A 23,286-nucleotide genomic window follows, 5' to 3' on the forward strand; every position below is an offset into this window, starting at 1 on the left:
CTCACCCCAGGTGCGCACCGAACCAGCCGGTGAGCTGCGTGTACGCCTGCGCCGCGGCCGCCGGGTCGTAACGCGGGCCGGTGTCGTTGAAGAACGCGTGGTCGGCGCCGGGATAGGTGACCACCCGGTGGGTCAGCCCCGCCGCGCGCAGCGCCTGCTCGGCCTGGTCGCGGGTGGCGTTGACGCGCGCGTCGCGCTCGCCGTAGACCGCCAGCACCGCCGCGTGCGGTGACCCGGCCAGGTCCGCCCCCTCCGGGAACGGGCCATAGAACGGCGCGGCCGCGTACAGCCGAGGTTCACCGGAGGCCAGTAGCGACCAGGTCATACCGCCGCCGAAGCAGAACCCGACCGCGCCCGGCTTGCGCTGCGGCTCGCGGCGCAGCAGCTCGTCCACGCCCGCCTTCAGGTCGCCGAGCTTGCGCTCCATCGGGGCCGCGTTCAGGGCGGCGGTCGCCTGTGCCGGGTCGGTGAACGACGCGGTGCCGCCCTCCTCCGACAGCAGGTCGATGGCGAGCGCGGAGAAACCACTGGCCGCCAGCCGTCCGGCGACCGAGGCGAGGTGCGGGGTCAGCCCCTTGTTCTCGTGGATCACCAGCACCGTGCCGTGCGGCTGCCCGGCGGCCGCCCAGGCGCCCTTGAGCTGCCGCCCGTCCGGCCCGGCGAAGGTGATCTCCTGCGTGGGCAGCGGGGTGGGTCCGGCGGGCTGGTTGCTCGGCGCGGCCACCGGGGTCGCGCCCGCGTCGGCCGTGGGGGTGAGGGTGGGGTCGCCCGCCGCGCCGCGCTGGGCGTCGCAGGCCGCCAGCATCGGCGCGGCCACTGCCGCGCCGATGCCGAGCAGGCCCAGCCGTCGCAGCGCCTCGCGCCGATCGATCAGCCCATCGGCGTAGTCCGTCACGACCTCGTCGCGCAGGTATCCCTCGAACCCCGTCATCTCGCACCTCCGCCTTCGAGTCTCCCCCGAGAACCAGCTCTCGGCGGAGTGCCACCTCGACGGCGGAGGTGCGGGGTGGGTCAGCTTTCGTCGGTGGAGGAGACGATGGTCTGGGTCCAGGTGGCGTGGTAGGCGACCAGCGGGTCGAAGACCGGGCTGGAGCCGGTGGAGGTCAGGTGCAGGTTGCCGGTGGCGTCGACGGAGCGGCGGCCGACGGCCCACGCGGTGACCGGGTCGAACAGGATCTCCACGGCGTAACCCTGGTCGGTGTGCCGGATGGCGATCAACCGGGTGTCGTCGATCATGACCTCGCCGACGGTCAGCCCGTCCATCCCCGTGTACGCCCGCAGCAGCGCCGCCCGTACCTGCGGGCTGAGCAGGATGTCGCAGTCCGCGTAGACCTGTGCCATCTGGTCCCACACCTGGTGGTCGACGGCCCACTTGTCATTGCCGGTCATCTCGCCGCGCAACTCGGCGAGCAGCTGGGCGGGGTCGGTCGGCAGTGAGGCCAGCCACTGCGGGGTCGGCATGAGCAGGCTCGGGCCGTGCTCGGCCAGGAACTGCCGGGCGTGGGCCTGCTCGCCCTCCGGGTCGCTGCGCGGCCCGGCGAACATGTCCCGGTCGCCCGCCAGCAGTTTGAGCGCGACCATGCCCTCGGGGTCGAGCCAGATGCTGCGCGGCTGGTACTCGACCTGACCCGTGCCGGGTCCGGCCGCGTTGAGGTGTGCGGCCCAACCCGTGGTCTGGACGTGGATGAGCTGGCCCGGGGCGAGCGTGACGGTGGCGGTGCCCTGCTCGGCGGTGTGGGCCAGCGCCTCCAGGGCCGCGACCGCCTCCGGGGTGGTCCGGGTCAGGCTCGGGTCGTGGTCGGCGTGCTCGGTGGGCAGTGGCTGGTGGGAGGCGTGGATGGTGCTGATCTGGGGCGCGGCGAAGTCCATCCCGCCGCCGCTGGTGAGGTTGATCGCGGTGAGGGTCACCACGCCGACGAGCGCGGCCGCGGCTACCGGGATGAACAGCCGCAGCAGCGGGTGGCGGCTGCCGCGCTGGGCCGCGGTCTGCCGGGCCGACAGCAGGTACCAGGTGCGCGAGACCGAGGCGTCGGTGGGCTCGGCCAGGCCCGGCGGTAGGTCGCGGACGGCGTGCAGGTCGGGGTCGGTGCGGGTCATCGGGGGCCTCCGTCGGTGAGCGCAGATTTGATCTTCGTACGGGCGCGGTGCAGCGCGGACTGCACCGAGCCGAGCGGGATGCCGAGCGCGGTGGCGATCTCGGCGTACTCCAGTTCGGCGACGGCGAACAGCAGCAGCACGTCGCGCTGGCGCCGGGGCAGCCCGGCCAGCGCCCGCGCCACCCGGGCCACCGACCGCTGCGCGTCGACCCGCTCGGAGCCGCGGGTGTCGGGTGCCTCCACGTGCTCGGCGCGCGAGCTCGCGGCGGCCAGCAGGCGCAGGTTGCGCACCTCGGTGCGGCGCTGGCGACGCAGCAGGTTGGTGCAGATGCCGTACAGCCAGGGCAGCAGGTCGCCCCGGGCGGGGTCGAAGCGCTGCCGCTGCTCGTACGCCACCAGGAACGTCTGCGCGACCACATCCTCGGCCGCCTGCTCACCCACTCGCTGGGTGGCGTAGCGCAGCAGCTCGCGGGCGTACCGGTCGAAGACCGCCCCGACGTCGGCTGGGTCGGGCGGGGGCTCGGCCACCTCGGGTGGCCCGGACTCGGTCAGCACACTCATGCTCCTTCTTGCCCGCAGCCGTTCCCCGTGTTCCCCGGGCGGCGGGCCAGCAGGTTAGCGTGGAGAGCACGGTTTCGGGTGGCCCGGCGGCCCCGCGTGCGTCAGGCTGGAAGGCATGAGTGCGGACGAGCGGGTATTCATCATCGTCGGCGCCTCGCTGGCCGGGGCGAAGGCGGCGGAGGCGCTGCGGGCCGAGGGTTTCACCGGTCGCGTGCTGCTGATCGGACAGGAGCATGAGGTGCCGTACGAACGGCCGCCGCTGTCCAAGGGTTACCTGCTCGGCAACGACCCGCGTGAGCAGGCGTACGTCCACGAGCCGGCGTGGTACGAGCAGCAGCGCGTCGAGTTGATGACCGGCCGTCGCGTGGCGGCCCTGCACCCGCAGGCGCACACGGTCACCCTCGACGGCGGTGACCAGTACCGCTACGACCGCCTCCTGCTGGCCACCGGCTCGGCCGTGCGCATCCTGGACACCCCCGGCGCGGACGAGGAGGGCGTGCTCTACCTGCGCAGCTTCGGCGATTCCGACACCCTGCGGGCTGCCCTGACGGCCGACCCGTCCCCGCAGGTGCTGGTCGTCGGCGCGGGCTGGATCGGGTTGGAGGTCGCCGCCGCCGCGCGCAGCCACGGCTGCCCGGTGACCGTGGTCGAGACCGGCAAGGCGCCCCTGCACCGGGTGCTCGGCGACGAGCTGGCCGCCCTCTTCCGCGATCTGCACGCCGCCAACGGCGTCGAGTTCCACTTCGGCACCGGCGTACGCGAGTTCGGCACCCTTGACGGCCGGGTCCGCAGCGCCGTCCTGGACGACGGCACCGAACTCGGCGTCGACCTGGTCGCGGTGGGAGTGGGCATCCGTCCGCGCACCGAACTGGCCGAGCACGGGGGGCTCGAGGTCGACGACGGTGTGCTCGTCGACGCCTCGCTGCGCACCAGCGACCCGGACGTGTTCGCCTGCGGCGACGTGGCCAACTCGTTTCATCCGATGCTGGACCGGCGGTTGCGGGTGGAGCACTGGTCCAACGCCATCGACGGCGGCCAGGCCGCGGCCAAGGCGATGCTGGGGCAGGAGGTCAGCTACGACCCGGTGCCCTACTTCTTCACCGACCAGTACGACCTGGGCATGGAGTACTGCGGCTGGGCCGGGCCGGGCGACTACGACCGGGTCGTGTTCCGCGGTGACCCGGCCGTGGTGGACGGCAAGGCGCCCGAGGTGATCGCGTTCTGGCTGCGCGGCGAGTGTGTGGTGGCCGCGATGAACATCAACGTGTGGGACGTGCAGGACGACCTGAAAGCCCTGGTCCGTGCGGGCTGGGCGGGCAGGTCCGTCGACCCGGACCGGCTGACCGACCCGGAGGTGCCGCTGGCGGACCTGCTCGGCTGAGGCCGGTCAGTCCCACCAGAACGACCACGACGTGCTGCCGAGTAGCTCCTCGGCGTACGCCTCGATCGTGCCCGCGCCCTGGTGGACCAGGTCGGCGCAGCACGCGAAGTGCTCGGCGGCCACGGCCAGCGCCTCCGGTCCGGTCATGGGCGGGGCGGCGACGCTCAGGCCGAGGGTGGAGAACCCGACGGTGACCACCCGGGCGCCGAACCGCTGCTCCCAGTCGCGTACCACTGCGGCGATCTCCGCCGTGCCGTAGTAGTTGCACGGGCCGAGCCACCCGGCCGTCACCAGGGCCTGCGCGCCGCTGGGCGCGGCGACCAGGCCCAGGCGGAGCCGGTCGGCCGGCAGGCTGTCGGCCATCGTGTCGGCCAGCTCGTCGGGGTCGGCCCGTGGCGCCGGGGACGGGGCGAGGCCGGGCCAGTCCTCGCCGAACGGATGCATCCAGTCCAGACCGGCGGGGTCGCCGGTCTCGCCGCGCCACCAGCCCCGCAGCAGTTCGGCCGGGTCGTGGTCGGTGGCCTGGCGAGGGAGTACCTGTATCTCGCCGGTGGTCCAGGGGCGTTCCGGATGGTGCCGCATGCCTTCCAACAGCAGCGGCCAGAGCCCGGAGCGTGGGTGCTCGGCCCGCCGCCGGGCCCAGAGGCCGGGCGTGGGCGGCTCGTCGCTCAGCCAGTAGGCCGGGTCGCCGCCCTGCTGCGAGGTCACCAGGCGGCCGGGCGGCAGCGGCACGGACAGGGTGCGGCGGTCCCGCTCCGGATCGTCGCGCAGCAGCTGGTGGAGGTCTTCGGGCAGGGGCGATCCGGTTGGCATGCGCGGCAGCGTAGGCGTGGGGGCTGACAGCTCGCGCGCTGGAAGGCCGGTCGGGCTGATGCGTGCCCCTTGCCCGCACCGCGCCGACCGGCCGCGCGACGGGAGCCGTATCCCGACGCAACCCCGCGTCGCCTGCGGCTGCGCCGCCAGCAGTCGCCGCAGGGGTTCGTCCTGGCCGCCCCGAACCGCGGAACGGCTGGAACATCCACATTGTTGATTGGCGTCGTGCGGTTTGGCAATATTCCAATTCGAAGTTGGCCGATCGATTGACTTGGGTTTGGACGGTCGCGGTACGAGACTGGAGTGCGGGAGGAGTACCTGTGGTCAGCGCCAAGAGTCCCACCGTTCGTCGTCGGCGACTGTGCGGCGAGCTGCGCCGCCTGCGTGAGGCGGCGCGGATGACCTGCGACGAGGTGGGCCGGGCACTGGGCTGCACCGGCAGCCGGATCAGCCGGATCGAGAGCGGTCGGCTCGGCATCCGCCCCGGCGACGTGCGCGAGCTGCTCGAGGTGTACCGGGTGACCGGCCCGGAGGCCGACCGGCTGGTGCAGTTGGCCCGCGAAGCCCGACAGCGCGGCTGGTGGTACGCCTACAACGACGTGGTCTCGGAGACGATGAAGATCTTCGTCGGGCTGGAGGCCGAGGCGAGCTCGATCCAGAACTACGAGGCGCACTTCGTGCCCGGACTGCTGCAGGCCGAGGCGTACGCCCGGGAACTGTTCGCGGGCGTACGACCGACCCTGGACGCCGAGACGGTGCAGCGCAGGCTCGAGCTGAGGATGGCGCGCCAGCAGGTGCTGCGGCGGGCCGACCCGCCCGACGCGTGGTTCATCCTCGACGAGGCGGTGCTGCGGCACCGGGTCGGCGGTCCGGGCGTCATGCGGGCGCAGCTGGAGCACCTGCTGGAGATCGGCCAGCTGCCCAACGTCACGGTCCAGGTGGTTCCGTTCGCGGCCGGGGTGCACTTCGGCATGGGCTCCGGGTTCGTGGTGTTCGCGTTCCCCGATCCGCTGGACGCGCCGGTCGCGCATACGGAGAACCTCGTCGGCGCGGTCTTCTGGGAGGAGCAGTCCGAGGTCGACCGCTGCCGCACCGCCTTCAACCATCTGCGCTCGGCCGCGTTGAGCGACGTCGGTTCCCGGGTATTCATCGCCGACATGGTCAAGGAAATGTGAATGGGTTGGAGGTCGGGACATGCTGGATCCGTCCCATGCTCGGTGGCGTAAGAGCAGCCGCAGCGATCATCAGAACAACTGCGTGGAGGTCGCGCTGACCCCGGCGGCGGTGGGCGTGCGCGATTCCAAGGACGCGACCGGGCCGGTGCTGGTGTTCGGGGCCGAAGCCTGGGCCGCCTTCGTGGCGCAGGTGAAGGCGGGCCGATTCGACCTGCCGTAGCACCGGTGTGGGTCACCCCGCGGCGCGGGTGGCCAGCCAGTCCAGGGCGGCCGGGGCGTCGGACAGGATCGAGATGTGCCCGGCGCCCGGGTTCAGGCGCAGCTCGGCGTGCGGGCAGTGGTCGGCGAGCCAGCGGCTGTGCGCGCTGGGCACGACCCGGTCCTGGCCGCCGTGCAGCAGCAGCACCGGGGCGGTGATCCGGGCGGGGTCGGCGCCCCACGGATGCGTGTACGCCAGATCGTCGCTGATCAGGCCGCCCGGACCGGCTGCCACGGCCGGGTTGACGACGTCGAGCAGCCAGCGCCACTCGCCCTCCAACATGGCCAGGTCGGCCTCGGTGAACTCGGGGTCGTACTCGGCGCCGGAGGCTTCGTGGGCCTCCTTGGCGGCGCGGCCCCGGGCGGCGGCGGTCAGCGAGGCGACGCCGGCGGCGGCCATGTCGGCGTACCAGTCGAGGCCGGGTGCGGCGTAGGGGGCCAGGCCCGCCGCGCCCACGACGGCGAGCACCCGGTCGGGCAGCACGGCGGCGCAGGCCAGGGCGTGCGGGGCGCCGCCGGAGTGGCCCATCACCGCGAACCGGTCGAGGCCGAGCGCGTCGGCGACGGCGGCCGAGTATGTCGCGGCCGAGGCGATGTCACGGTCGGGGACCGGGGTGGAGCCGCCATAGCCGGGGCGGTCGTAGCCGATCCAGCGGATGCCGAGGTCTCGGGCCCGCGGGTACAGCGGGGCGGGCGGGGTGCCGATGTTCGGGGTGCCGTGGTGCCAGATGACGGGCAGGCCGCCGGTGCCGGTGTCGTAGATGTGCAGCGTGCCGCCGGGCAGGTTCAGGTCCGCTTCGATCACCATGCCCCGACCCTAGGCGCCGGGTCCGACGCTGCCCGGCTCGGAAGGTTGCACGCCCCGTCGGCTGGCAGAAGACGGCCGTGGGGGCTGGTGGGAAGGGCGTTGGTGTCGACGCGTCGCGTCGGGGCGGGCGCCGTCCCGCGTGCCAGGTCAGCGGCGGGCGGCGCGGGACTCCAGGTAGCGCTGCTCGGGCAGGCTGGTGGTGGCGCGGGCGGCGCGGCGGTACTCCGCGCGGGCCGCGGCCGGCTCCCCGGCCAGTTCCAGCAGGTGCGCGCGTACGGCGTACAGCCGGTGGTGGCGGGCGACCCGGTCGTCGCCGTCCAGGGTCGACAGCAGCGCCAGCCCCGCCCGCGGCCCGTGCACCATCGCCTCGGCCACCGCCTGGTTCAGCGTCACCATCGGGTTGGGGAACAGCCGCGACAGCAGCTGGTACAGCGACAGGATCTGGCGCCAGTCGGTGTCGGCGGCTGTCGGCGCCTCGGCGTGCACGGCCGCGATCGCGGCCTGCAGCTGGTACGGCCCGAGCCGGGCCGACCGCAGCGTCTCGGTGGTCAGCTCGACGCCCTCGGCGATGGCCATCGTCTGCCAGCGGCTGCGGTCCTGCTCGGCCAGCGGGATCAGCTCGCCGTCGGGCCCGGTGCGGGCGCCCCGTCGCGCGTCGGTGAGCAGCATCAACGCCAGCAGCCCGGCCACCTCACCGTCGTCGGGCAGCAGCCGTCGCAGCACGCGGGCGAGCCGGATCGCCTCGGTGGTCAGCTCGGTGCGCTGCAGGCTGGCACCGGAGGTGGCGGTGTAGCCCTCGTTGAAGATCAGGTACAGCACGTGCAGTACCGAGCGCATGCGTTCGGGCAGCTCGTCCGGCGGCGGCGGGGCGAACACCGCGCCGGCGGCCTTGACCCGCTGCTTGGCCCGGCTGATGCGCTGGGCCATCGTCGCCTCCGGCACCAGGAACGCGTGCGCGATCTCGGCGGTGGACAGGCCGCCGACCGCGCGCAGGGTGAGCGCCACCTGCGACGCGGCGGTCAGCGCCGGGTGGCAGCACAGCAGCAGCAGGGTCAGCGTGTCGTCGGAGTCGGGCACGGCCTGCTCGCCGGGCGCGGCCGCGACCAGCTCGTCGGCGGGGGTGGCCGCGAACGCCGACTCCTCGCGGCGGCGCCGGGCGACGTCGCTGCGGATCTGGTCGGTCAGGCGCCGACCGGCGACGGTGACCAGCCACGACTTCGGATGGTCGGGCAGACCCCGCGCGGGCCACTGGGTGGCGGCGGCCAGCAGCGCCTCCTGCACCGCGTCCTCGCACTCGGCGAAGCCGCCGTGGCGGCGCACGAGTATGCCGAGGACCTGCGGCGCGAGTTCGCGCAGCAGGTCCTCGACCGGGGTACGGGTCACATCTCCAGCCCGGAGGAGGCCATGATCGGGCGTACCTCGATCGCGAAGTACTTCGCGTCGGGGATCTTCCCGGCGATCTCGTACGCCCGCTCCGGGGTGTCGGTCTCGATCGCGTAGTAACCCGCCAGCCACTCCTTGGCCTCCAGGTAGGGCCCGTCGGTGACGGTCAGCTCGCCGTCGCGCACCCGGGCCACCCGCGTCTGCGACGGGTCGGCCAGCGCCGCGAACCCGAGCAGCTCGCCGGTGCCGTTCAGCTCCTGCTGGAACTCGTCGTGACCCGCCATGACGGCCTCACGCACGTCGGCGGGCAGCGCCTCCCAGTTGGCCGGGTTCATGTGGATGATCAGCAGGTACTTCATCTCCGCACTCCTTCGTGGTCGCGGCCGGGCGGCCGCTGTCATGGGTGGGTCGGAGCGGGGCACGGCGTCTCGACATACCCCCGACAAGATTTTCTCCGGAATCTACCCGCGCCGGATGTCGAGACCCGGGACGCGGCGCCGACCCACCCGCGTAACCGCCCGGAACCGCTCCGGGTGCGCGACGAGGTGGAGGAAGTGCGATGGAGACGGTGCTGGAAGCGCCACGGGCCGGGCGGCGGGAGTGGATCGGGCTGGCCGTGCTGGCCCTGCCCAACCTGCTGGTCTCGATCGACGTGTTCGTGATGTTGCTGGCCCTGCCGCACCTGAGCCGGGCGCTGGGGGCGAGCAGCAGCCAGCAGTTGTGGATCATGGATGGGTACGGTTTCCTGCTCAGCGGCTTCCTGATCACCATGGGCACGCTCGGGGACCGGATCGGGCGGCGCCGGTTGCTGCTGCTGGGCGCGGCCGGGTTCGGCGTCGCCAGTGTGCTCGCGGCGTACGCGCCGAACACGATCAGCCTCATCGCCGCCCGGATGCTGCTCGGCATCGCCGGAGCCACCCTCGCCCCGTCGATGCTCGCCCTGATCAGCAACATGTTCCGCGACGCCCGCCAGCGCGGCCTGGCCATCGGGATCTGGTTCGCCTGCTTCATGGGCGGCACCGCGATCGGCCCCGTCGTCGGCGGCCTCATGCTGGAGCACTTCTGGTGGGGCTCGGTGTTCCTGCTCGGCGTGCCGATCATGCTGGTGCTGTTGGCCGTCGGCCCGTTCCTGCTGCCGGAGTACCGCGACCCGGGGGCGGGCCGACTCGACCCGGCCAGTGTCGCCCTGTCCCTGGCCGCGATCCTGCCCATCGTGTACGGCCTGAAGGAACTCGCCCGGGGCGGCGCCCGCCCCGGCCCCGCCCTCGCCGTCGCGGCCGGGCTCGCGTTCGGGGTCCTGTTCGTCCGCCGCCAGCAGCGTCTGGAGCACCCGCTGCTCCACCTGGCCCTGTTCCGGGGCCGCGCCTTCAGCACCGCGCTGAGCAGCATGTTCTTCGGCACCATGCTGATGGGCGCACTGATGATGTTCATCACGACCCACCTGCAGCTCGTGCAGGGGCTGCCCGCCGGGCGGGCCGGTCTTTGGCTGCTGCCCGCCGTGCTCGGCGGCCTGGTCAGCGTGCTGGTCGCGCCGCTGCTGGCCCGGCGGCTGCGCCCGGCGTACCTGATCGGCGGCGGCATCGCGGTCTCGGTCTGCGGGCTGCTACTGCTCACCCGGGTCGGCACCGGCTCGGCGCCGTGGCTGATCGCGACCGGGTTCGCGCTGACCAACCTCGGCGCCGGACCGTTCATCACGCTCGGGACCGGGCTGGTGATCGGGGCGGCACCGCCGGAGCGGGCCGGAGCGGCGGCGGCGCTGAACGAGACCAGCGGCGAGTTCGGGTTCGCGCTCGGCGTCGCCCTGCTCGGCAGCCTCGGTACGGCGATCTACCGGGGTCTGCTCGGCGCCGACCTGCCCACGGGACTGCCCGCCGAGGCGGCGGCCGGGGTGCGCGACAGCCTCGCCGGTGCGGTCGCCCAAGCGGCGCGGCTGCCCGAACCGGTGGCGGACCAGGTGCTCGGCGCGGCCCGGACCGCCTTCACCACCGGCATGCACGCCGCGGCCCTGGTCAGCGCGACCGTGCTGGCCATCGTGGCCGTGGTCATCGTCCGCGCCCTACGCCACGTCCCACCCACCCCCGCCCCCTGACGGGCCGCACCCGCCCGGGGCAGGCCGGACCCGCGCGGGGTCGGACGCGCCCGCGCGCGGCAGGGCCGGGCAGGGCAGGGCAGGGCCGGGCCGGGCAGGGTGGGGCCGGGCAGGGTGCAGTTTCGGGGAAAGTGTTGGAATCCGAGCCCGGATAGCTGCAGTTTCCCCGAAACTGCAGCTATCCGACGCCCGCCCGCCCGCCCGCGCGGGCCGGGGGGTGGGCGGGTGAGGGAGTCGCTCAGGCGAAATCGTCGGGCTTGAAGTCGCGGGGTTCGACCAGGACGAGCCAGTTGCCGGAGTTGTCGCGCATGACCGCCTCGACGCCGTACGGCCGGTCGGCGGGCTCCTGCAGGAATGTCACACCCTTGGCGACCAGCTCGGTGTACGTGCGGCGGCAGTCGTCGACGCGCAGCCCCAGCCCGCCCATCTTGCCCTGCTCCAACTGGCGGCGGACGAAGTCGGCGGCGTCGGCGTCCAGCGGCGGCCCCGGCGTCATCAGCGTGACCTCCAGCTCCGGCTGGCTCGGGTGGCAGATGGTCACCCAGCGGAACCCCTCGCCCATGGTGATGTCGGTGCGCGGGGCGAACCCGAGCACGTCCACGTAGAAGTCACGGGCCTGGTCCTGGTCGAGGCAGTACACCGTGACCAGCGAAATGTTTGTGATCATGTGTACGACCCTAAACCGCAGCTCAGGGCCCTTGCTTCTCCGAGATTGCGCCGGGCGCGCCCGGGTGACCGGTGGTGCCCGCCAGATCCACCACGCCCCGCATGAACAGGTAGCAGCCGGGCACGTGCGGCCCGCCCCGCACCGCCCAGCGGTCTCGGTACGCCGTCGGTGTCTCGCCGGTGAGCTGCGCGAACCGGGACGAGAACGAGCCGAGGCTGGCGAAGCCGACCGCCATGCAGATCTCGGTCACGGTCAGGTTCGCGCCGCGCAGCAGGTCCTGGGCGCGCTCGATCCGACGGCGGGTCAGGTAGCGGATCGGCGTCTCGCCGTACACGGCCTCGAAGCTGCGCACGAAGTGGAACTTCGACACCCGAGCCACGCGGGCCAGCGCGTCCAGCACCAGCGGCTCGGCGTAGTGCCGGTCGATGTGGTCACGCGAGCGCCGCAGGTGCGCCAGCAGCTCGACCGGCACCTTCCGGCTGTTGCGCGCCCCGCCCCGTGTCCCGCCGCGCGACATGCCGCCAGCGTAGGGGCGGATACCGACGTTTTCGGCGGATCAGCCGAGCTCGGCCGCGAGCAGGTCGTAGGTCGCGCGGTCGAAGGCGACCAGGCGGACGTGCGCCAGGTCCCCGCCCGCTCACTCGCGGGTCAGTCCACGTATGGGCAGTGGCGGCAGCCGCGGTCGCAGCAGAAGCCGCGCTTGGCCAGGAACGCGGCGCTCAGCACGAACAGGCCGTTGCTCGGGTCGAGGTAGCCGGGCTGCCCGCCGGTCAGCGCCTCGTCGTGCCGCCGCAGGATCTCCTCGCGCTGCGGGTGGTCGGCGTGCAACCTGGTCGGATGCGGCTCGTCGAGCCCACGCGGGGCCAATGTACGTCGATGCCGGGGTGCGCGCACGCGGTGACGATACCGCGCGGTGCCACGCCGCCCCGCACCCGGATTCCGAGGGGCGGTGACGGCCGGGTGACTCGGGTAGCGTCGGCGCGTGATCGAGGTGAGGCGAGCGGTGGCCGCCGATGCGGCCGAGATCGTGCGGCTGCGTACGGTGATGCTCAGCGCGATGGCGGGCGAGCGGGTGCCGGACGGCGAATGGCAGGAGCAGGTGGGCACCGATGTTCGTCGACTGCTGGCCGACCCGGACGGAGACTTCGCCGCGTACGTGGTGCCGGGACCGGACGGCGTGGGCCTGGTCGCGTGCGCGGTCGGTGCGATCGATGTGCGGCTGGGCGGCCCCCTGAACCCGAGCGGCCGCACGGGGTACGTCTTCAACGTGGTCACCGACCCTGACCACCGACGCCGGGGGCTGGCTCGGGCCTGCCTGCGAGCCTTGCTGGCGTGGTTCGTCGAGCGCGGGGTGGCCAGCATCAAACTGCAGGCGAGCGAGGACGGCGCGCCGTTGTATCAGGAGTTCGGCTTCGAGGTCAGCGGCCACCCGACGATGCGGTTGCACACCGGTCGCCGGTGAAGGCGCGACTGCCGCACAGTCAGGCTTGCACGGTCGGGTGAGGCGCGGTGGCCGACCGGCTGTGATGATGTCGCCATCGGACGTCACTGGCGTTGTCCGAGAGGCTGTTTCCGCGCCGGAGGCTCACGAAGTCCTGGCGGCGACGCACCCGTTCGGGGCACGACCTTGTGGGTGACAGGTGGGACCTGCTTCTGCATGGTGAGGCAGGTCCTTCGCTGTGGGTTCAGCCGGTGGGGCGTCGCGGCAGCCGCAGCGTGATCCGGTGGCGCATCCGCCGGATCAGGGTCCGGGCTGGTCCGGGCTGCCGGGGCAGGTCGCCCGGGTGCAGGTTGAGGCGGCCGGTGAGCAGGCCACGGCCGGTGACGACACTGCCGGGTGCGGGTGGTTCGGCGAGCTGGGCGGTGCCCGCGGCGAGGTCGAGGTCGAGCGCGGGTCGGGCGCTGAGGCGCAGCCAGTGGAATTCGGTGCCGGTCAGCGAGTTGACGCGGGCCTCGGCGCGCTGGACGGTGGCGGTGAAGTCGACCTCGGCAGTGGGCGCCCAGTCGCCGGGGGCGGCGGGTGGGGGTCGTAGTTCCTGGCTGAGCAGGTGGCCGTGGTCACCCTCCGCGCCGGTTTTCTCCTGATACGACCCGAGATCGGGGTAGACGGTGATCCGGTCGGCCAGTACGGACAGCACCAGTTGTCCGCGCGCCAGCCGTCCGCCCGCCAACCGCAGCAGCGAGTGGTCCTCCAGCTCGACGGCGACGGAGCAGAGCAGGTTGCCCTCGGTCTCGTCGAGCAGGTTCAGGGTGGCCACCCGGTCGTCCATCAGCCGTACGTCGGTGCAGGCCACGGCGGGTGCGCTGCCGGCGAGTCCGGTGCGTACGCCCTCGATGAGTCCGCCCCTGGCCTGCACCACGACCCGGGCGGCGGAGGGGTCGGTCCACACGTGATCGCAGCGTTCCCGGTCGACCTGCACGGGCTCGGCGGCGGCGAGGATCGTCGCTATGAGATCGCGCAGCTGGTCCGGGCTCCGCACGTCGACGCCGATCGACGGGAATCGAGTCGTCACCATGCCCTCCCCGGTGAGGCCGGCCGGCCTCAACCGTACCCCCGGCGACCGAGGGCTGCCGGTGTAACGGCGCCAAGGTACGGTGGGCAACTGGCGAACGCGGGAGACGGAGGAGACATGTTCTGGAGGAGGCGAAAGCCGGCAGGCCAGTGGGTTGTGGTCGTCAGCCGGATTCGTCCGTTGGATCCCAATGGCGGCGGTCGGGACGAGCTGCGTTGGCCGGAGCAGCGAGACGCCGTGCACAACCTGGACTCCCGTTCGGCCGCAGACGACGTGGCGGGTCAGCTGCGGAGCGACGCGTCAGTCCAAAACGGGCGCAAGCGGGTCAAAGTCCTCTTCACTGGGCACTGAGTCCCGGTCGGTTCACTGCGCGAGCGACCCCGCCGGCTGCGCGGCGGGGAAGCCTGCGCTCAGCCGTACCCACAGCTCCTCGTGGCCGCGCAGCATGAGCTGGTGCGGCACCGGCGGCTCGACGGCCAGGCCGATGCCGGGGAACCGGTCGAGCAGCGCGCTCAAGCCGCGCTCACCCTCCATCTTGGCCAGCGCGGCGCCCAGGCAGTAGTGCGCGCCACTGCTGAAGGCCAGGTGCGGCCGCTGCGGCCGGTGCGGGTCGAACCGGTCCGGGTCGGCGTACCGGGACGGGTCGCGGTTGGCCGCGGCCAGCAGCACCAGCACCTCGCTGCCCGCCGGGATCGGCGTGCCGCAGACCTCGACGTCGGTGACGGCCTTGCGCACCACGAAGTGGGTCGGGCCCTGGCAGCGCAGGATCTCGTCCACGTACCCGGGCAGCACGGACCGGTCGGTCAGCGCCCGCTCCCACAGCTCGGGCTGCTCCAGCAGCAGGGTGAGCCCGTTGCCCAGCAGGTGCACGGTGGTGACGAACCCCGCGTTGAAGACCACGACCAGGTTCGACAGCAGCTCCCGGTCGGTGAGCTGGTCCTCCTCCGCCGCCTGCGCCTGGACCAGCGCCGTGATCAGATCGTCGGCCGGGCGGGCGCGTCGCTGCGCCACCACCTCGGCGAAGTAGTCGGTCAGCTCCTCCGACGCCCGGTCGGCCCGGCGCATGTTCTCCTCGGTGCTGCCGCCGAGCTCGATCACCTTGGCCAACTCCGCCGCGCGCGGCCGGTACCAGGGCAGATCCGAGTCGGGCACGCCCAGCAGCCTGCCCAGCACCGCGGCGGGCATCGGGAACGCGAAGTCGCGCATGAAGTCCACCGGCTCGCCCGCGGCGGCGCGGCGGGCCATCGCGTCGAGCAGGTCCGCGCAGATCTCGTCGATCTGCGGTTCGAGATCCATGATCCGGCGCGGGGTGAAGGTGTGCGCGAACAGGCGGCGCATCAGGGTCTGCCGCGGCGGGTTGGTGAACATCATCGAATGGCAGAAGACCGCGTGCGTGCGGCGTTCCTCCCAGGACGGCGGCAGCGCCATCATGGTGCCGTCGAGCACCTGGAACGCCGGGTCGCGCAGCGCCTGGCTGGCCGCCTCGAAGCCGCAGAGGATGAACCGGTATCGCGCGGGCTGTTCGATGGCCAGCACCGGTGCGCCGAGTTCGTGCAGGGACCGGTAGTACGCGAACGGGTCGCTGCGCACGCGCGCGGAGAAGAGCGGGCCGAGCGGCACGGTCGGCGTTCCATCGAAGGTTATGGATGTTGGCGCGCCCATGGCTCTTATCTCCACGAAGTATCACAAATCGGCATCGAAAAATCCGCATAAAACGATGACGGTATGGCCCTGACCTGGGCCGCCCGAATCGTCGCGGGGTCAGACGAGCAAAGGCTAGGACCGTGCGCCGCGCCTCTGGAAGTGGCGGAACGGAAGTTGACGCCAAAACGCCAACACAGCTGGGTGATCCGCCCATCGCCGCGCTGGTGCGGACGGGCGGCCTACCGATTGGTCACAACACTGTCAAGGTCGCATCGACGAGGTTCACCTGACCGGGGCTGGACCACTATCCTTGCCCACATGGTTGGTCCGAGTTGGCCGGATGGCCCAGCCAGGGTGCCTGAACCGATGATTGGCAAGCAGCGGACGTCGGGCGCCTCGGCTGACGCCGCCCGCCGTCGAAAGCGCGCGAGAGGGTCGAGAATCGATCCGCCGCAGCCTGTCGTGAGGCCGTCAGAAGCCGACTCGCGCCCATCGCCGTCGACCGCTTCCAGTCACATCCGCGCAGGTCGGCCTGGAGGCGGTCAACCTGGCAATCGGCTGGGAAATACCGGTCCGACGACGGCCCCACTTGACGTCGGAAGTAGACGGTCGGAAGATTCAAGCCGACTCGTGTCGCCTGGCGGGACGGCGACGACCCTGGTGTGGACGGGGAGGGGTGTGGTGGACGCAGCGGCAATCTCGGCGGAGGAGCGGCTGATGGTCGAGATGATCATCACCGATCACGGGGACGAACAGATCGCCTCCCAGCTCAACGTCGCCGTACGCACCATGCAGCGCCACCTGCGGGCCCTGATGGACCGGGTGGGCGCCCCCAACCGCGGCGCGCTGTGCGCGATCGCCACCTTCTACGGCTGGATCGACATGGCCTCGATCCTCATGAACGAGCTGAAATAGCGCCTCCCGGACGGAGCCGCCGCGGGTCGGGGTCGCGACCCGGGAAGCGGCGCAGGTATTCGAGCTCCAGCTCCCGGCTGCGCTCGTCATGGTTGGCCAGGGCGCTGTCCGATCCGTGCACGAAGGTCTCATGTCGGGTGCGGTGCAGCGAGGCCAGTTCACGGGCGAGTTCGTGGTCGCTCAACTCGCCCGCGGGGATGCCGTTGTGGTCGGCCGTACGCATCGTCGTCATGTCATACCCCGGGTATTTTGATCCGTCATAGCTGGTTATGCCGGACTCGGTACGATCACAAGTGTCATGTACCCACCGGCGCGGCCGAACATGCCTGCCGGTGTGTGACGGGGGCCCCGACGGGGAGGGGGTGCGCCGGATGGCGACGCGCACCGTGGCGGACGTGATGACGGCGCCCGTGGTCAGCGTGACGCCGCAGACGTCGTACCGGGAGATCGTCGATCTGTTGGCCGAGCACGGCATCAGCGCGATGCCGGTGGTCGGCCCGGACGGGGCCGTGCTCGGCGTGGTCTCCGAGGCCGATCTGCTGCACAAGCTCGCGCTGACCGGCGAGGAGCCGCAGCGGCGGCTGTTCGAGCGGCGCCGTCGCGCGGTGGCGCGGGCCAAGGCCGCCGGGGACACCGCCGAGGATCTGATGACGAGCCCCGCGGTCGTGGTCCGACCGGGCGCCTCGGTGGTCGAGGCCGCCCGGATCATGGAGAACGAGCAGCTCAAACGGTTGCCGGTGGTCTCGGGGAACCGGCTCGTCGGGATGGTGTCGCGGCGCGACCTGCTGCGCACGTACCGGCGCTCCGACGAGGCGATCCGGCACGACGTGGTGCATGACGTGATCGAGGGAATGCTGTTCGTCCAGCCGCCGCAGATCGACGCGGAGGTGGTCGACGGCGTGGTCCGGCTGACCGGCGCCACCGGCCGTCGCAGCACCGCGCAGATCGCCGAGCACCTGGTGCGTACGGTGCCCGGCGTGGTCGACGTCGTCAACGAGCTGACCTCGGAGTGGGACGACACCGCCCGGCGCGAGCGGCGGCACGACTTCGACGCCGAGGTCGACGGCCCGCAGCGTCCGCGCGACGGCACCCTCGACATGATGTGACCTTGACCAGCCTTGAGCAGGGAGCGGGAGCCATGCCCATCCAGCGGGAGATGCGCAGCAAACTGCGGTACACCTCGATGGAGACCAAGGACCAGCTGCTGGGCGTCGCCAAGCGCCTCAACATCAGCGGGCGCTGGCAGATGACCAAGGCGGAGCTGGTCCGCGCGATCGAGAACGCCGGCGCCTCGTCGCGGCGCAACCGGCGCGAGCCCCGGTGAGCCGCGGCGGTTCCTGGCCGCTGCGGCAGGGAGCCCAGCCAGTCCCGCCGCGCCGACCGCGTATCTTCCCCATCGTGCTGACCGCCCTGAACCCGACCGACCTCGTGCCCGGCACGCCGCTGGCCGCCGACCTGCACGCGCTGTACGCGGGCAACGCCGCGTACCACCGCCTCAGCGGCGAGTTCGGCCCCGACCTCACCGAGGCGCAGGTGCTGGCCTCGGTCACCGAGGACCTGGCCGTCGCCGGTGCCCAGGTGTTCGCGGTCCGCGACGACCGGGGCGCGTTCGTCGGCATCGTGAACGTGCTGGCCGCGCACCCGAAGGACGGCCTGCCCTGGATCGGGCTGGTCATGGTCGACGCCGGTCGGCAGGGCACCGGGCTGGGCACCGCGGCCGCGCGCGAGGTGCACGAGCTGCTGCGCGGCCGCGGCTGCGCCGCGGTGCGGCTGGCGGTGCTGGAGAACAACCCGGCGGCCTTCGGGTTCTGGACCTCGCTCGGCTACACCGAGGTCGACCGGCGCCCCGACCTGCAGTTCGGTCGCCCCTGCATCGTGATGCACCGGCCGCTGTAACTTCCACCGACGCCGCCCGCTCCGCTGCCGGGGCAGCGGAGGCCGGGACTAGGCTGCCGATGTGGAGCAGCGGATTCTCGGCCGTACCGGCCGCAGCGTGGGTGTGATCGGACTCGGTGCGTGGCAGCTCGGCGCCGACTGGGGTGACGTCGCCGAGGACGACGCCCTGGCGGTGCTCGGCGCCGCCGTGGACGCGGGCGTCACCTTCATCGACACCGCCGACGTGTACGGCGACGGCCGCAGCGAGCGGCTGATCGGGACGTTCCTGAAGCAGTTCGGCCCGGGTGCGGGCGGCGCGGGGCGCGAGCTGACCGTGGCGACCAAGATGGGGCGCCGGGTGCCGCAGACGCCGCAGGCGTACCACCTGGACGCGTTCCGGGCCTGGAACGACCGGTCCCGGGAGAACCTGGGCGTGGACACGCTCGACCTGGTGCAGCTGCACTGCCCGCCGACCGCCGTCTACGGCGTCGACGCGGTGTTCGACGCGTTGGACACGATGGTCGAGGAGAAGCGGATCGCCGCGTACGGCGTCAGCGTCGAGACCTGCGACGAGGCGTTGGCCGCCATCGCCCGGCCGCACATGGCCTCGGTGCAGATCATCCTCAACGCGCTGCGGCTCAAGCCGCTGGAGCGGGTGCTGCCCGCCGCCGCGGCCGCCGGGGTCGGCATCATCGCCCGGGTGCCGCTGGCCAGCGGTCTGCTGTCGGGGCGCTACGACGAGAACACCGTGTTCGGGGCCGACGACCACCGCAACTACAACCGGCACGGGGAGGCGTTCGACGTCGGCGAGACGTTCTCGGGCGTCGACTTCGCCACCGGCCTGGCCGCAGTGCGCCGACTGGCCCCGCTGGTGCCCGACGGCGCGACGATGGCGCAGTTCGCACTGCGCTGGATCGTGGACCAGCCGGGCGTGAGCGTGGTGATCCCGGGGGCGCGCAACGCCGCCCAGGCCGAAGCGAACGCGGCCGCCGCCGCGCTGGCGCCGCTGCCGGAGTCGGCGCTGCGTACGGTGACCGAGGTCTACGACGAGCTGATCCGGCCGCAGGTGCACCAACGCTGGTGACCAGACCCGACCGCCCACGCACTCCCACGCACGCCCACGCAGGCGGGTCGCCGGTCGGTTGATCGTTCATGTTGCCGGGCAATCGGGGGTATGTGAGCGCCGAGAACCCCGATTGCCCGGCAACTTCGATGGTCTTGACGCCTGCCTGCCGGCGGCTAGGCGCGGCGGCGGCGCTTGGCGGGACCAGCGGTGAGCGGGCGCTCGTTGCGGCGGGAGAGCAGAGCGGCCAGCCAGAGCGCGCCCGCACCGCCGAGCACGATCGTCGAGCCGATCGCGGTCAGCGTCCCGGTCGACGGGCCTGACCCGCCGGTGCGCGGGAGTTCGTCGTCACCGTCGTCGTGGCGCTGACCGTCCTCGTCGTGGTGGTCGTCGTCGTGATCCCGGGGCGTCTCCGACGGCCAGGGCGACTCGCTGTGCGTGGACAGCGAGGACGACGGGGACGGCGAGTGCCGATGCGACCGCGACGGGCTCGGCGAGCCGTGGTCTGGCGAGGGCGATGAGGAATGCGGTCGGGGCGAGGGCGACGGGGAGTGCGGTCGGGGCGAGGGCGAGTGGGTGCCGTAGCCGTGGTGCTTGCCGCGCTCGGCGGCGTGGCCGTCACCGGGGGCGAGCAGTCCGAGCACGCCCGTCGCGAGCAGCACGGCGGCCGGGGTGGCCACTGCGGCGAGAGTGGCGCGGCGGACCGGCGTTCCCGTGATACCCATCAAGTGGTCCTTCGTCTCGAGTCGTGGCCAGGTGGTGACACCACTTTCGTCAACGCGACGGCGCTGGCCGGGATACGGGACCATGGCGGGTATAACGGTATGAACAGGACATAACTCCCCGACTCACCTGGCCAACGCGCCGATGCACGTTGAGTGACGGTTATTTGACAATTGTCCCGGTTCTTGCGCGTCGCGTGTCCCGGCCGACGTACCCGCGTTGACATCGCGGAGTACGAGGTCGGGGGGCGCGATGGGTACGCAGGGACACGACCACGGCGCACTGCTCGACCGGCTCACCACGGCGTTCACCGCGATGGTCGGCGCGCACCGGCTCACCCCGGGGTTCGCGCTGCTCGCGCTGCTGGTGGCGGTCGTGCTGGGTGCGGCGCACGCGCTGGCGCCGGGTCACGGCAAGGTCATGATGGCGACGTACCTGGTGGCCGGGCGGGGGGCGGTGCGGCAGGCGGCGACGCTGGCCGCGACGGTGGCGTTGACGCACACCGCGGGCACGCTGCTGCTCGGGATCGTGCTCGCGGGCGGCCTGCACTTCGCCTCACACGGGGTGTACGCACTGCTCACCGCCGTGAGTGGACTGCTGGTCGCCGGAGTCGGCGTGTCGCTGCTGCGGCGGGCGTACCGAACCCTGCGGCACGGCCCGCGCGCGGACCACGAGCACGAGCACGAGCACGGGCTGATGCGCGGGCGCGGCGTGGTCGCGATGGGACTGGCCGGTGGTCTGGCCCCGAGTCCGTCGGCGGTGGTGGTGCTGCTCGGCGCGGTGGGACTGGGGCGGGCCTGGTTCGGCGTGCTGCTGGTGGCGGGGTACGGAGTGGGCATGGCGGTGACGCTGGTCGGGTTGGGGCTGCTGCTGACCCGGATGCGGGCCTGGTTGGAGCGGGTTTCCGCGTACGGCCGGGGGCGAAGCTGGCTGCGCCACCGGGCCTGGCGGCTGGTGCCCCTGTTCACCTCCGCGACGGTCGTCGTGATCGGACTCGGTGTCGCGACCCGGGCACTGGCCCTCTGAGCTGCGCGAATCCTCTCTGCACGGTCGGCATGAAACTGGTATGGACATTAACAGTTAAGTCTATTAATAATTAGGCCCACCATCGACGCCCGTGACCGCGGTCACCGGGCCGGGAGGAGGGTCCGTGCACATCAAATCCCGTCTGCTCGCCGTCGCGGCCGCGCTGCTCGTCGCGACCGGCGTGCTCGCGGTCGCCAGCCCGGCGTCCGCGGCCAATCTGCTCGGCAACCCCGGACTCGAGTCCGGCAGCCTGTCCCCGTGGTCGTGCAGCCTCGGCAGCGTCGTTTCCACGCCCGTCCACAGCGGCACCAAGGCACTGCAGGGCGCGGCGTCCAGCTCGGACAACGCGCAGTGCACCCAGACCGTCGCGGTGCAGCCGAACACCGCCTACGTGCTGAGCGCCTGGGTGCGCGGGGCGTACGTCTACCTCGGCGTCACCGGCGGCGCGTCCACCTGGACCCCGTCGGCCACGGCGTACACGCAGCTCACCGTCAACTTCACCACCGGCGCCTCGCAGACCAGCGTGCAGGTCTTCCTGCACGGCTGGTACGGCCAGGGCACCTACTACGCCGACGACGTCAGCCTCGACGGTCCCGGCGGCACCGGCCCGCCAAGCGTCCCCGGCAACCCGACCGTCGGCACCGTCACCAACAGCTCGATCGCGCTGAGCTGGGCCGCCGCCACCGGCACCGTCACCGGCTACCGCGTGTACGAGGGCAGCACCGTGGTGGCCACGGTCACCGGCACCTCGGCGACCATCTCCAGCCTGGCGACCTGCTCGGCGCACACGTACAGCGTCGCGGCGTACAACAGCAGCGGCGAGTCGGCCAAGAGCGGCACCGCGAGCGCCACCACGACGGGCTGCACCACCGTCCCGCCGACCCCGTCCGGCCTGACCGTCACCGGCACCACCAACACCTCGGCGTCACTGTCCTGGAACGCCGCCTCGGGCGCCACCGGCTACCGGGTCTACCAGGGCACCACGGTCAAGGCGACGGTCACCGGCACCACCGCCACGATCAGCGGGCTGACCGCGTGCACGTCGTACCCGTACACGGTGGCGGCGTACAACGCCAACGGCGAGTCGGCAAAGAGCGGCGCGGTCACCGCGACCACCACCGGCTGCACCAACCCCGGCCTGCCCAAGCACGCGCTCGTCGGCTACCTGCACGCCAGCTTCGCCAACGGCTCGGGCTACCTGCGCATGGCCGACGTCCCCGCCGCCTGGGACATCATCAACCTGGCCTTCGCCGAGCCGACCTCGGTCACCTCCGGTGACGTGCGGTTCAAGCAGTGCCCGGTGGCCGAGTGCCCCGGCGTGGAGTCCGAAGCGGACTTCATCGCCGCGATCCGGGCCAAGCAGGCCCAGGGCAAGAAGGTGCTGATCTCGATCGGCGGCGCCAACGGCCAGGTGCAGCTCACCACCACCGGCGCGCGGGACGCGTTCGTCAACTCGGTCAGCGCCATCATCGACAAGTACGGCCTGAACGGTCTCGACATCGACTTCGAGGGCCACTCGCTGTACTTCAACGCCGGTGACAGCGACTTCAAGAACCCGACCACGCCCGTCATCGTCAACCTGATCTCGGCGCTGAAGAGCCTCAAGGCGCGGTACGGGTCCGGGTTCGTGCTGACCATGGCGCCGGAGACGTTCTTCGTGCAGCTGGGCTACCAGTTCTACGGCGGCACCTGCGCGGGTTGTGACACCCGGGCCGGGTCCTATCTGCCGGTGATCTACGCGATGCGCAACGACATCACCGTGCTGCACGTACAGGACTACAACTCGGGTCCGATCATGGGCCTGGACAACCAGTACCACAACATGGGCGCGGCGGACTTCCACATCGCGATGACCGACATGCTGTCAGCCGGATTCCCGGTGGCGGGCAACACCGCCAACATGTTCCCGGCGCTGCGTGACGACCAGATCGCCTTCGGCACCCCGGCCGCCGTCAGCGCGGGCAACGGGTACGTCGGCCCCGCCGTCGTCCAGCAGGCCGTCAACTGCCTGGTGAAGAACCAGAACTGCGGCGGCTACACCCTGCGCGGCGGCACCATGCCGGACTTCCGCGGCCTGATGACCTGGTCCATCAACTGGGACAAGTACTACGGCTGGGAGTTCCAGAACAACCACGAGCCCTTCCTCAACGCCCTCCCCTGATCCCGTCCCACCCCACCGGCCGCGCCGCCCACCCCCGGGCGGCGCGGCCACCCCGTCTCCTCCCGTTGATCATGAACTTATGGCACGGCTCGACGGTGTGTCGACGGCACAGCTTCCTGATCACCACGCCCGCAC

At 72.1% G+C, this 23,286-nt stretch carries 26 protein-coding genes; 12 read left to right on the forward strand and 14 right to left on the reverse strand.

The window, feature by feature from the left end:
• Position 1: 1 nt before the first annotated feature.
• From KUA19_RS16155 to KUA19_RS16165, 3 genes are all read right to left on the reverse strand, one after another.
• A complete protein-coding gene (locus tag KUA19_RS16155) occupies positions 2-931 on the reverse strand; it encodes a dienelactone hydrolase family protein (RefSeq protein ID WP_217396817.1) in 930 nt (309 codons plus the stop codon).
• 80 nt (positions 932-1,011) lie between these two features.
• Entirely contained in the window at positions 1,012-2,097 is a 1,086-nt protein-coding gene (locus tag KUA19_RS16160) for a hypothetical protein (protein WP_217396818.1), read from the reverse strand.
• Positions 2,094-2,657 carry an RNA polymerase sigma factor gene (locus KUA19_RS16165; RefSeq protein WP_217396819.1) on the reverse strand — a complete coding sequence of 188 codons (564 nt, stop codon included), beginning with the start codon at positions 2,655-2,657 and terminating at the stop codon, positions 2,094-2,096. Before KUA19_RS16165 ends, KUA19_RS16160 begins: the two co-directional genes overlap by 4 nt.
• Positions 2,658-2,772: 115 nt before the next feature.
• Here KUA19_RS16165 and KUA19_RS16170 point away from each other — a divergent pair, with 115 nt between their 5' ends.
• Positions 2,773-4,038, forward strand: coding sequence for an NAD(P)/FAD-dependent oxidoreductase (locus KUA19_RS16170; protein ID WP_217396820.1), 1,266 nt, complete (start codon positions 2,773-2,775; stop codon positions 4,036-4,038).
• Positions 4,039-4,044: 6 nt separating this feature from the next.
• Here the strand turns inward: KUA19_RS16170 and KUA19_RS16175 are convergent, their stop codons facing one another.
• Entirely contained in the window at positions 4,045-4,851 is an 807-nt protein-coding gene (locus KUA19_RS16175) for a DUF4253 domain-containing protein (RefSeq protein WP_217396821.1), read from the reverse strand.
• Positions 4,852-5,171: 320 nt separating this feature from the next.
• Here KUA19_RS16175 and KUA19_RS16180 point away from each other — a divergent pair, with 320 nt between their 5' ends.
• On the forward strand, positions 5,172-6,026 hold the full coding sequence (locus KUA19_RS16180; RefSeq protein WP_217396822.1) for a helix-turn-helix domain-containing protein: 855 nt from the start codon (positions 5,172-5,174) through the stop codon (positions 6,024-6,026).
• 19 nt (positions 6,027-6,045) lie between these two features.
• Complete coding sequence (locus KUA19_RS16185; protein WP_217396823.1) at positions 6,046-6,246, forward strand: DUF397 domain-containing protein; 201 nt, start codon at positions 6,046-6,048, stop codon at positions 6,244-6,246.
• A gap of 12 nt (positions 6,247-6,258) precedes the next feature.
• Here the strand turns inward: KUA19_RS16185 and KUA19_RS16190 are convergent, their stop codons facing one another.
• The 3 genes from KUA19_RS16190 to KUA19_RS16200 all read right to left on the reverse strand — a co-directional run bounded on the left by KUA19_RS16190 (position 6,259) and on the right by KUA19_RS16200 (position 8,834).
• On the reverse strand, positions 6,259-7,092 hold the full coding sequence (locus KUA19_RS16190) for an alpha/beta fold hydrolase (protein WP_254549450.1): 834 nt from the start codon (positions 7,090-7,092) through the stop codon (positions 6,259-6,261).
• A 147-nt stretch (positions 7,093-7,239) separates the two neighbouring features.
• The gene (locus KUA19_RS16195; protein WP_217396824.1) at positions 7,240-8,475 is read right to left on the reverse strand and encodes an RNA polymerase sigma factor; all 1,236 of its coding nucleotides are present in this window, start codon (positions 8,473-8,475) and stop codon (positions 7,240-7,242) included.
• Positions 8,472-8,834: a YciI family protein gene (locus KUA19_RS16200; protein WP_217396825.1), complete on the reverse strand. Its 363-nt coding sequence runs from the start codon at positions 8,832-8,834 to the stop codon at positions 8,472-8,474. Before KUA19_RS16200 ends, KUA19_RS16195 begins: the two co-directional genes overlap by 4 nt.
• A gap of 200 nt (positions 8,835-9,034) precedes the next feature.
• Here KUA19_RS16200 and KUA19_RS16205 point away from each other — a divergent pair, with 200 nt between their 5' ends.
• On the forward strand, positions 9,035-10,564 hold the full coding sequence (locus KUA19_RS16205; protein ID WP_217396826.1) for an MFS transporter: 1,530 nt from the start codon (positions 9,035-9,037) through the stop codon (positions 10,562-10,564).
• 238 nt (positions 10,565-10,802) lie between these two features.
• Here the strand turns inward: KUA19_RS16205 and KUA19_RS16210 are convergent, their stop codons facing one another.
• The 3 genes from KUA19_RS16210 to KUA19_RS16220 all read right to left on the reverse strand — a co-directional run bounded on the left by KUA19_RS16210 (position 10,803) and on the right by KUA19_RS16220 (position 12,125).
• Positions 10,803-11,231 carry a VOC family protein gene (locus KUA19_RS16210; RefSeq protein WP_217396827.1) on the reverse strand — a complete coding sequence of 143 codons (429 nt, stop codon included), beginning with the start codon at positions 11,229-11,231 and terminating at the stop codon, positions 10,803-10,805.
• 22 nt (positions 11,232-11,253) lie between these two features.
• Positions 11,254-11,748, reverse strand: coding sequence for a helix-turn-helix transcriptional regulator (locus KUA19_RS16215; protein WP_217396828.1), 495 nt, complete (start codon positions 11,746-11,748; stop codon positions 11,254-11,256).
• Between the two features lie 131 nt (positions 11,749-11,879).
• Positions 11,880-12,125, reverse strand: coding sequence for a DUF5522 domain-containing protein (locus KUA19_RS16220; protein WP_308167466.1), 246 nt, complete (start codon positions 12,123-12,125; stop codon positions 11,880-11,882).
• A gap of 88 nt (positions 12,126-12,213) precedes the next feature.
• Between KUA19_RS16220 and KUA19_RS16225 the strand changes: the two genes are divergently transcribed.
• Positions 12,214-12,693: a GNAT family N-acetyltransferase gene (locus KUA19_RS16225; RefSeq protein WP_217396829.1), complete on the forward strand. Its 480-nt coding sequence runs from the start codon at positions 12,214-12,216 to the stop codon at positions 12,691-12,693.
• A gap of 223 nt (positions 12,694-12,916) precedes the next feature.
• On the opposite strand, the gene KUA19_RS16230 is transcribed toward KUA19_RS16225, so the two are convergent.
• The gene (locus KUA19_RS16230) at positions 12,917-13,744 is read right to left on the reverse strand and encodes a hypothetical protein (protein ID WP_217396830.1); all 828 of its coding nucleotides are present in this window, start codon (positions 13,742-13,744) and stop codon (positions 12,917-12,919) included.
• A 363-nt stretch (positions 13,745-14,107) separates the two neighbouring features.
• Entirely contained in the window at positions 14,108-15,406 is a 1,299-nt protein-coding gene (locus KUA19_RS16235) for a cytochrome P450 (RefSeq protein ID WP_254549452.1), read from the reverse strand.
• A 663-nt stretch (positions 15,407-16,069) separates the two neighbouring features.
• Between KUA19_RS16235 and KUA19_RS44565 the strand changes: the two genes are divergently transcribed.
• Entirely contained in the window at positions 16,070-16,303 is a 234-nt protein-coding gene (locus KUA19_RS44565; protein WP_217396832.1) for a helix-turn-helix transcriptional regulator, read from the forward strand.
• Here KUA19_RS44565 and KUA19_RS16245 read toward each other — a convergent pair.
• Entirely contained in the window at positions 16,284-16,535 is a 252-nt protein-coding gene (locus KUA19_RS16245; RefSeq protein WP_217396833.1) for a DUF6158 family protein, read from the reverse strand. The two genes, KUA19_RS44565 and KUA19_RS16245, sit on opposite strands and share 20 nt — an antisense overlap.
• A 139-nt stretch (positions 16,536-16,674) precedes the next feature.
• Here KUA19_RS16245 and KUA19_RS16250 point away from each other — a divergent pair, with 139 nt between their 5' ends.
• The 4 genes from KUA19_RS16250 to KUA19_RS16265 all read left to right on the forward strand — a co-directional run bounded on the left by KUA19_RS16250 (position 16,675) and on the right by KUA19_RS16265 (position 19,262).
• The gene (locus KUA19_RS16250) at positions 16,675-17,409 is read left to right on the forward strand and encodes a CBS domain-containing protein (RefSeq protein WP_217396834.1); all 735 of its coding nucleotides are present in this window, start codon (positions 16,675-16,677) and stop codon (positions 17,407-17,409) included.
• Between the two features lie 32 nt (positions 17,410-17,441).
• On the forward strand, positions 17,442-17,627 hold the full coding sequence (locus tag KUA19_RS16255) for a hypothetical protein (RefSeq protein WP_217396835.1): 186 nt from the start codon (positions 17,442-17,444) through the stop codon (positions 17,625-17,627).
• A 74-nt stretch (positions 17,628-17,701) separates the two neighbouring features.
• Positions 17,702-18,199, forward strand: coding sequence for a GNAT family N-acetyltransferase (locus KUA19_RS16260; protein ID WP_217396836.1), 498 nt, complete (start codon positions 17,702-17,704; stop codon positions 18,197-18,199).
• 61 nt (positions 18,200-18,260) lie between these two features.
• Positions 18,261-19,262 (forward strand): aldo/keto reductase, encoded by a 1,002-nt coding sequence (locus tag KUA19_RS16265; RefSeq protein WP_217396837.1) that lies wholly within the window; start codon positions 18,261-18,263, stop codon positions 19,260-19,262.
• 155 nt (positions 19,263-19,417) lie between these two features.
• Here the strand turns inward: KUA19_RS16265 and KUA19_RS16270 are convergent, their stop codons facing one another.
• Positions 19,418-19,966, reverse strand: a complete 549-nt coding sequence (locus tag KUA19_RS16270) for a hypothetical protein (protein ID WP_217396838.1) — start codon at positions 19,964-19,966, stop codon at positions 19,418-19,420.
• A 250-nt stretch (positions 19,967-20,216) separates the two neighbouring features.
• Between KUA19_RS16270 and KUA19_RS42835 the strand changes: the two genes are divergently transcribed.
• Positions 20,217-20,990: a HoxN/HupN/NixA family nickel/cobalt transporter gene (locus KUA19_RS42835; RefSeq protein ID WP_254549585.1), complete on the forward strand. Its 774-nt coding sequence runs from the start codon at positions 20,217-20,219 to the stop codon at positions 20,988-20,990.
• Between the two features lie 124 nt (positions 20,991-21,114).
• On the forward strand, positions 21,115-23,151 hold the full coding sequence (locus KUA19_RS45230) for a fibronectin type III domain-containing protein (protein ID WP_217396839.1): 2,037 nt from the start codon (positions 21,115-21,117) through the stop codon (positions 23,149-23,151).
• Positions 23,152-23,286: the final 135 nt, after the last annotated feature.

The sequence above is a fragment of the Catellatospora tritici genome (genome assembly GCF_019083965.1).
GTDB classification, from domain to species: Bacteria; Actinomycetota; Actinomycetes; order Mycobacteriales; family Micromonosporaceae; genus Catellatospora; species Catellatospora tritici.

Coding starts and splice junctions, on each gene's coding strand:
- KUA19_RS16185 (WP_217396823.1), top strand. CDS start 6,046: ATGCTGGATCCGTCCCATGCTCGGTGGCGTAAGAGCAGCCGCAGCGAT.
- KUA19_RS16165 (WP_217396819.1), bottom strand. CDS start 2,657: ATGAGTGTGCTGACCGAGTCCGGGCCACCCGAGGTGGCCGAGCCCCCG.
- KUA19_RS16155 (WP_217396817.1), bottom strand. CDS start 931: ATGACGGGGTTCGAGGGATACCTGCGCGACGAGGTCGTGACGGACTAC.
- KUA19_RS16250 (WP_217396834.1), top strand. CDS start 16,675: ATGGCGACGCGCACCGTGGCGGACGTGATGACGGCGCCCGTGGTCAGC.
- KUA19_RS16205 (WP_217396826.1), top strand. CDS start 9,035: ATGGAGACGGTGCTGGAAGCGCCACGGGCCGGGCGGCGGGAGTGGATC.
- KUA19_RS42835 (WP_254549585.1), top strand. CDS start 20,217: ATGGGTACGCAGGGACACGACCACGGCGCACTGCTCGACCGGCTCACC.
- KUA19_RS16210 (WP_217396827.1), bottom strand. CDS start 11,231: ATGATCACAAACATTTCGCTGGTCACGGTGTACTGCCTCGACCAGGAC.
- KUA19_RS16200 (WP_217396825.1), bottom strand. CDS start 8,834: ATGAAGTACCTGCTGATCATCCACATGAACCCGGCCAACTGGGAGGCG.
- KUA19_RS16215 (WP_217396828.1), bottom strand. CDS start 11,748: ATGTCGCGCGGCGGGACACGGGGCGGGGCGCGCAACAGCCGGAAGGTG.
- KUA19_RS16235 (WP_254549452.1), bottom strand. CDS start 15,406: ATGGGCGCGCCAACATCCATAACCTTCGATGGAACGCCGACCGTGCCG.
- KUA19_RS16175 (WP_217396821.1), bottom strand. CDS start 4,851: ATGCCAACCGGATCGCCCCTGCCCGAAGACCTCCACCAGCTGCTGCGC.
- KUA19_RS16255 (WP_217396835.1), top strand. CDS start 17,442: ATGCCCATCCAGCGGGAGATGCGCAGCAAACTGCGGTACACCTCGATG.
- KUA19_RS16245 (WP_217396833.1), bottom strand. CDS start 16,535: ATGACGACGATGCGTACGGCCGACCACAACGGCATCCCCGCGGGCGAG.
- KUA19_RS16270 (WP_217396838.1), bottom strand. CDS start 19,966: ATGGGTATCACGGGAACGCCGGTCCGCCGCGCCACTCTCGCCGCAGTG.
- KUA19_RS16160 (WP_217396818.1), bottom strand. CDS start 2,097: ATGACCCGCACCGACCCCGACCTGCACGCCGTCCGCGACCTACCGCCG.
- KUA19_RS16190 (WP_254549450.1), bottom strand. CDS start 7,092: ATGGTGATCGAAGCGGACCTGAACCTGCCCGGCGGCACGCTGCACATC.
- KUA19_RS16170 (WP_217396820.1), top strand. CDS start 2,773: ATGAGTGCGGACGAGCGGGTATTCATCATCGTCGGCGCCTCGCTGGCC.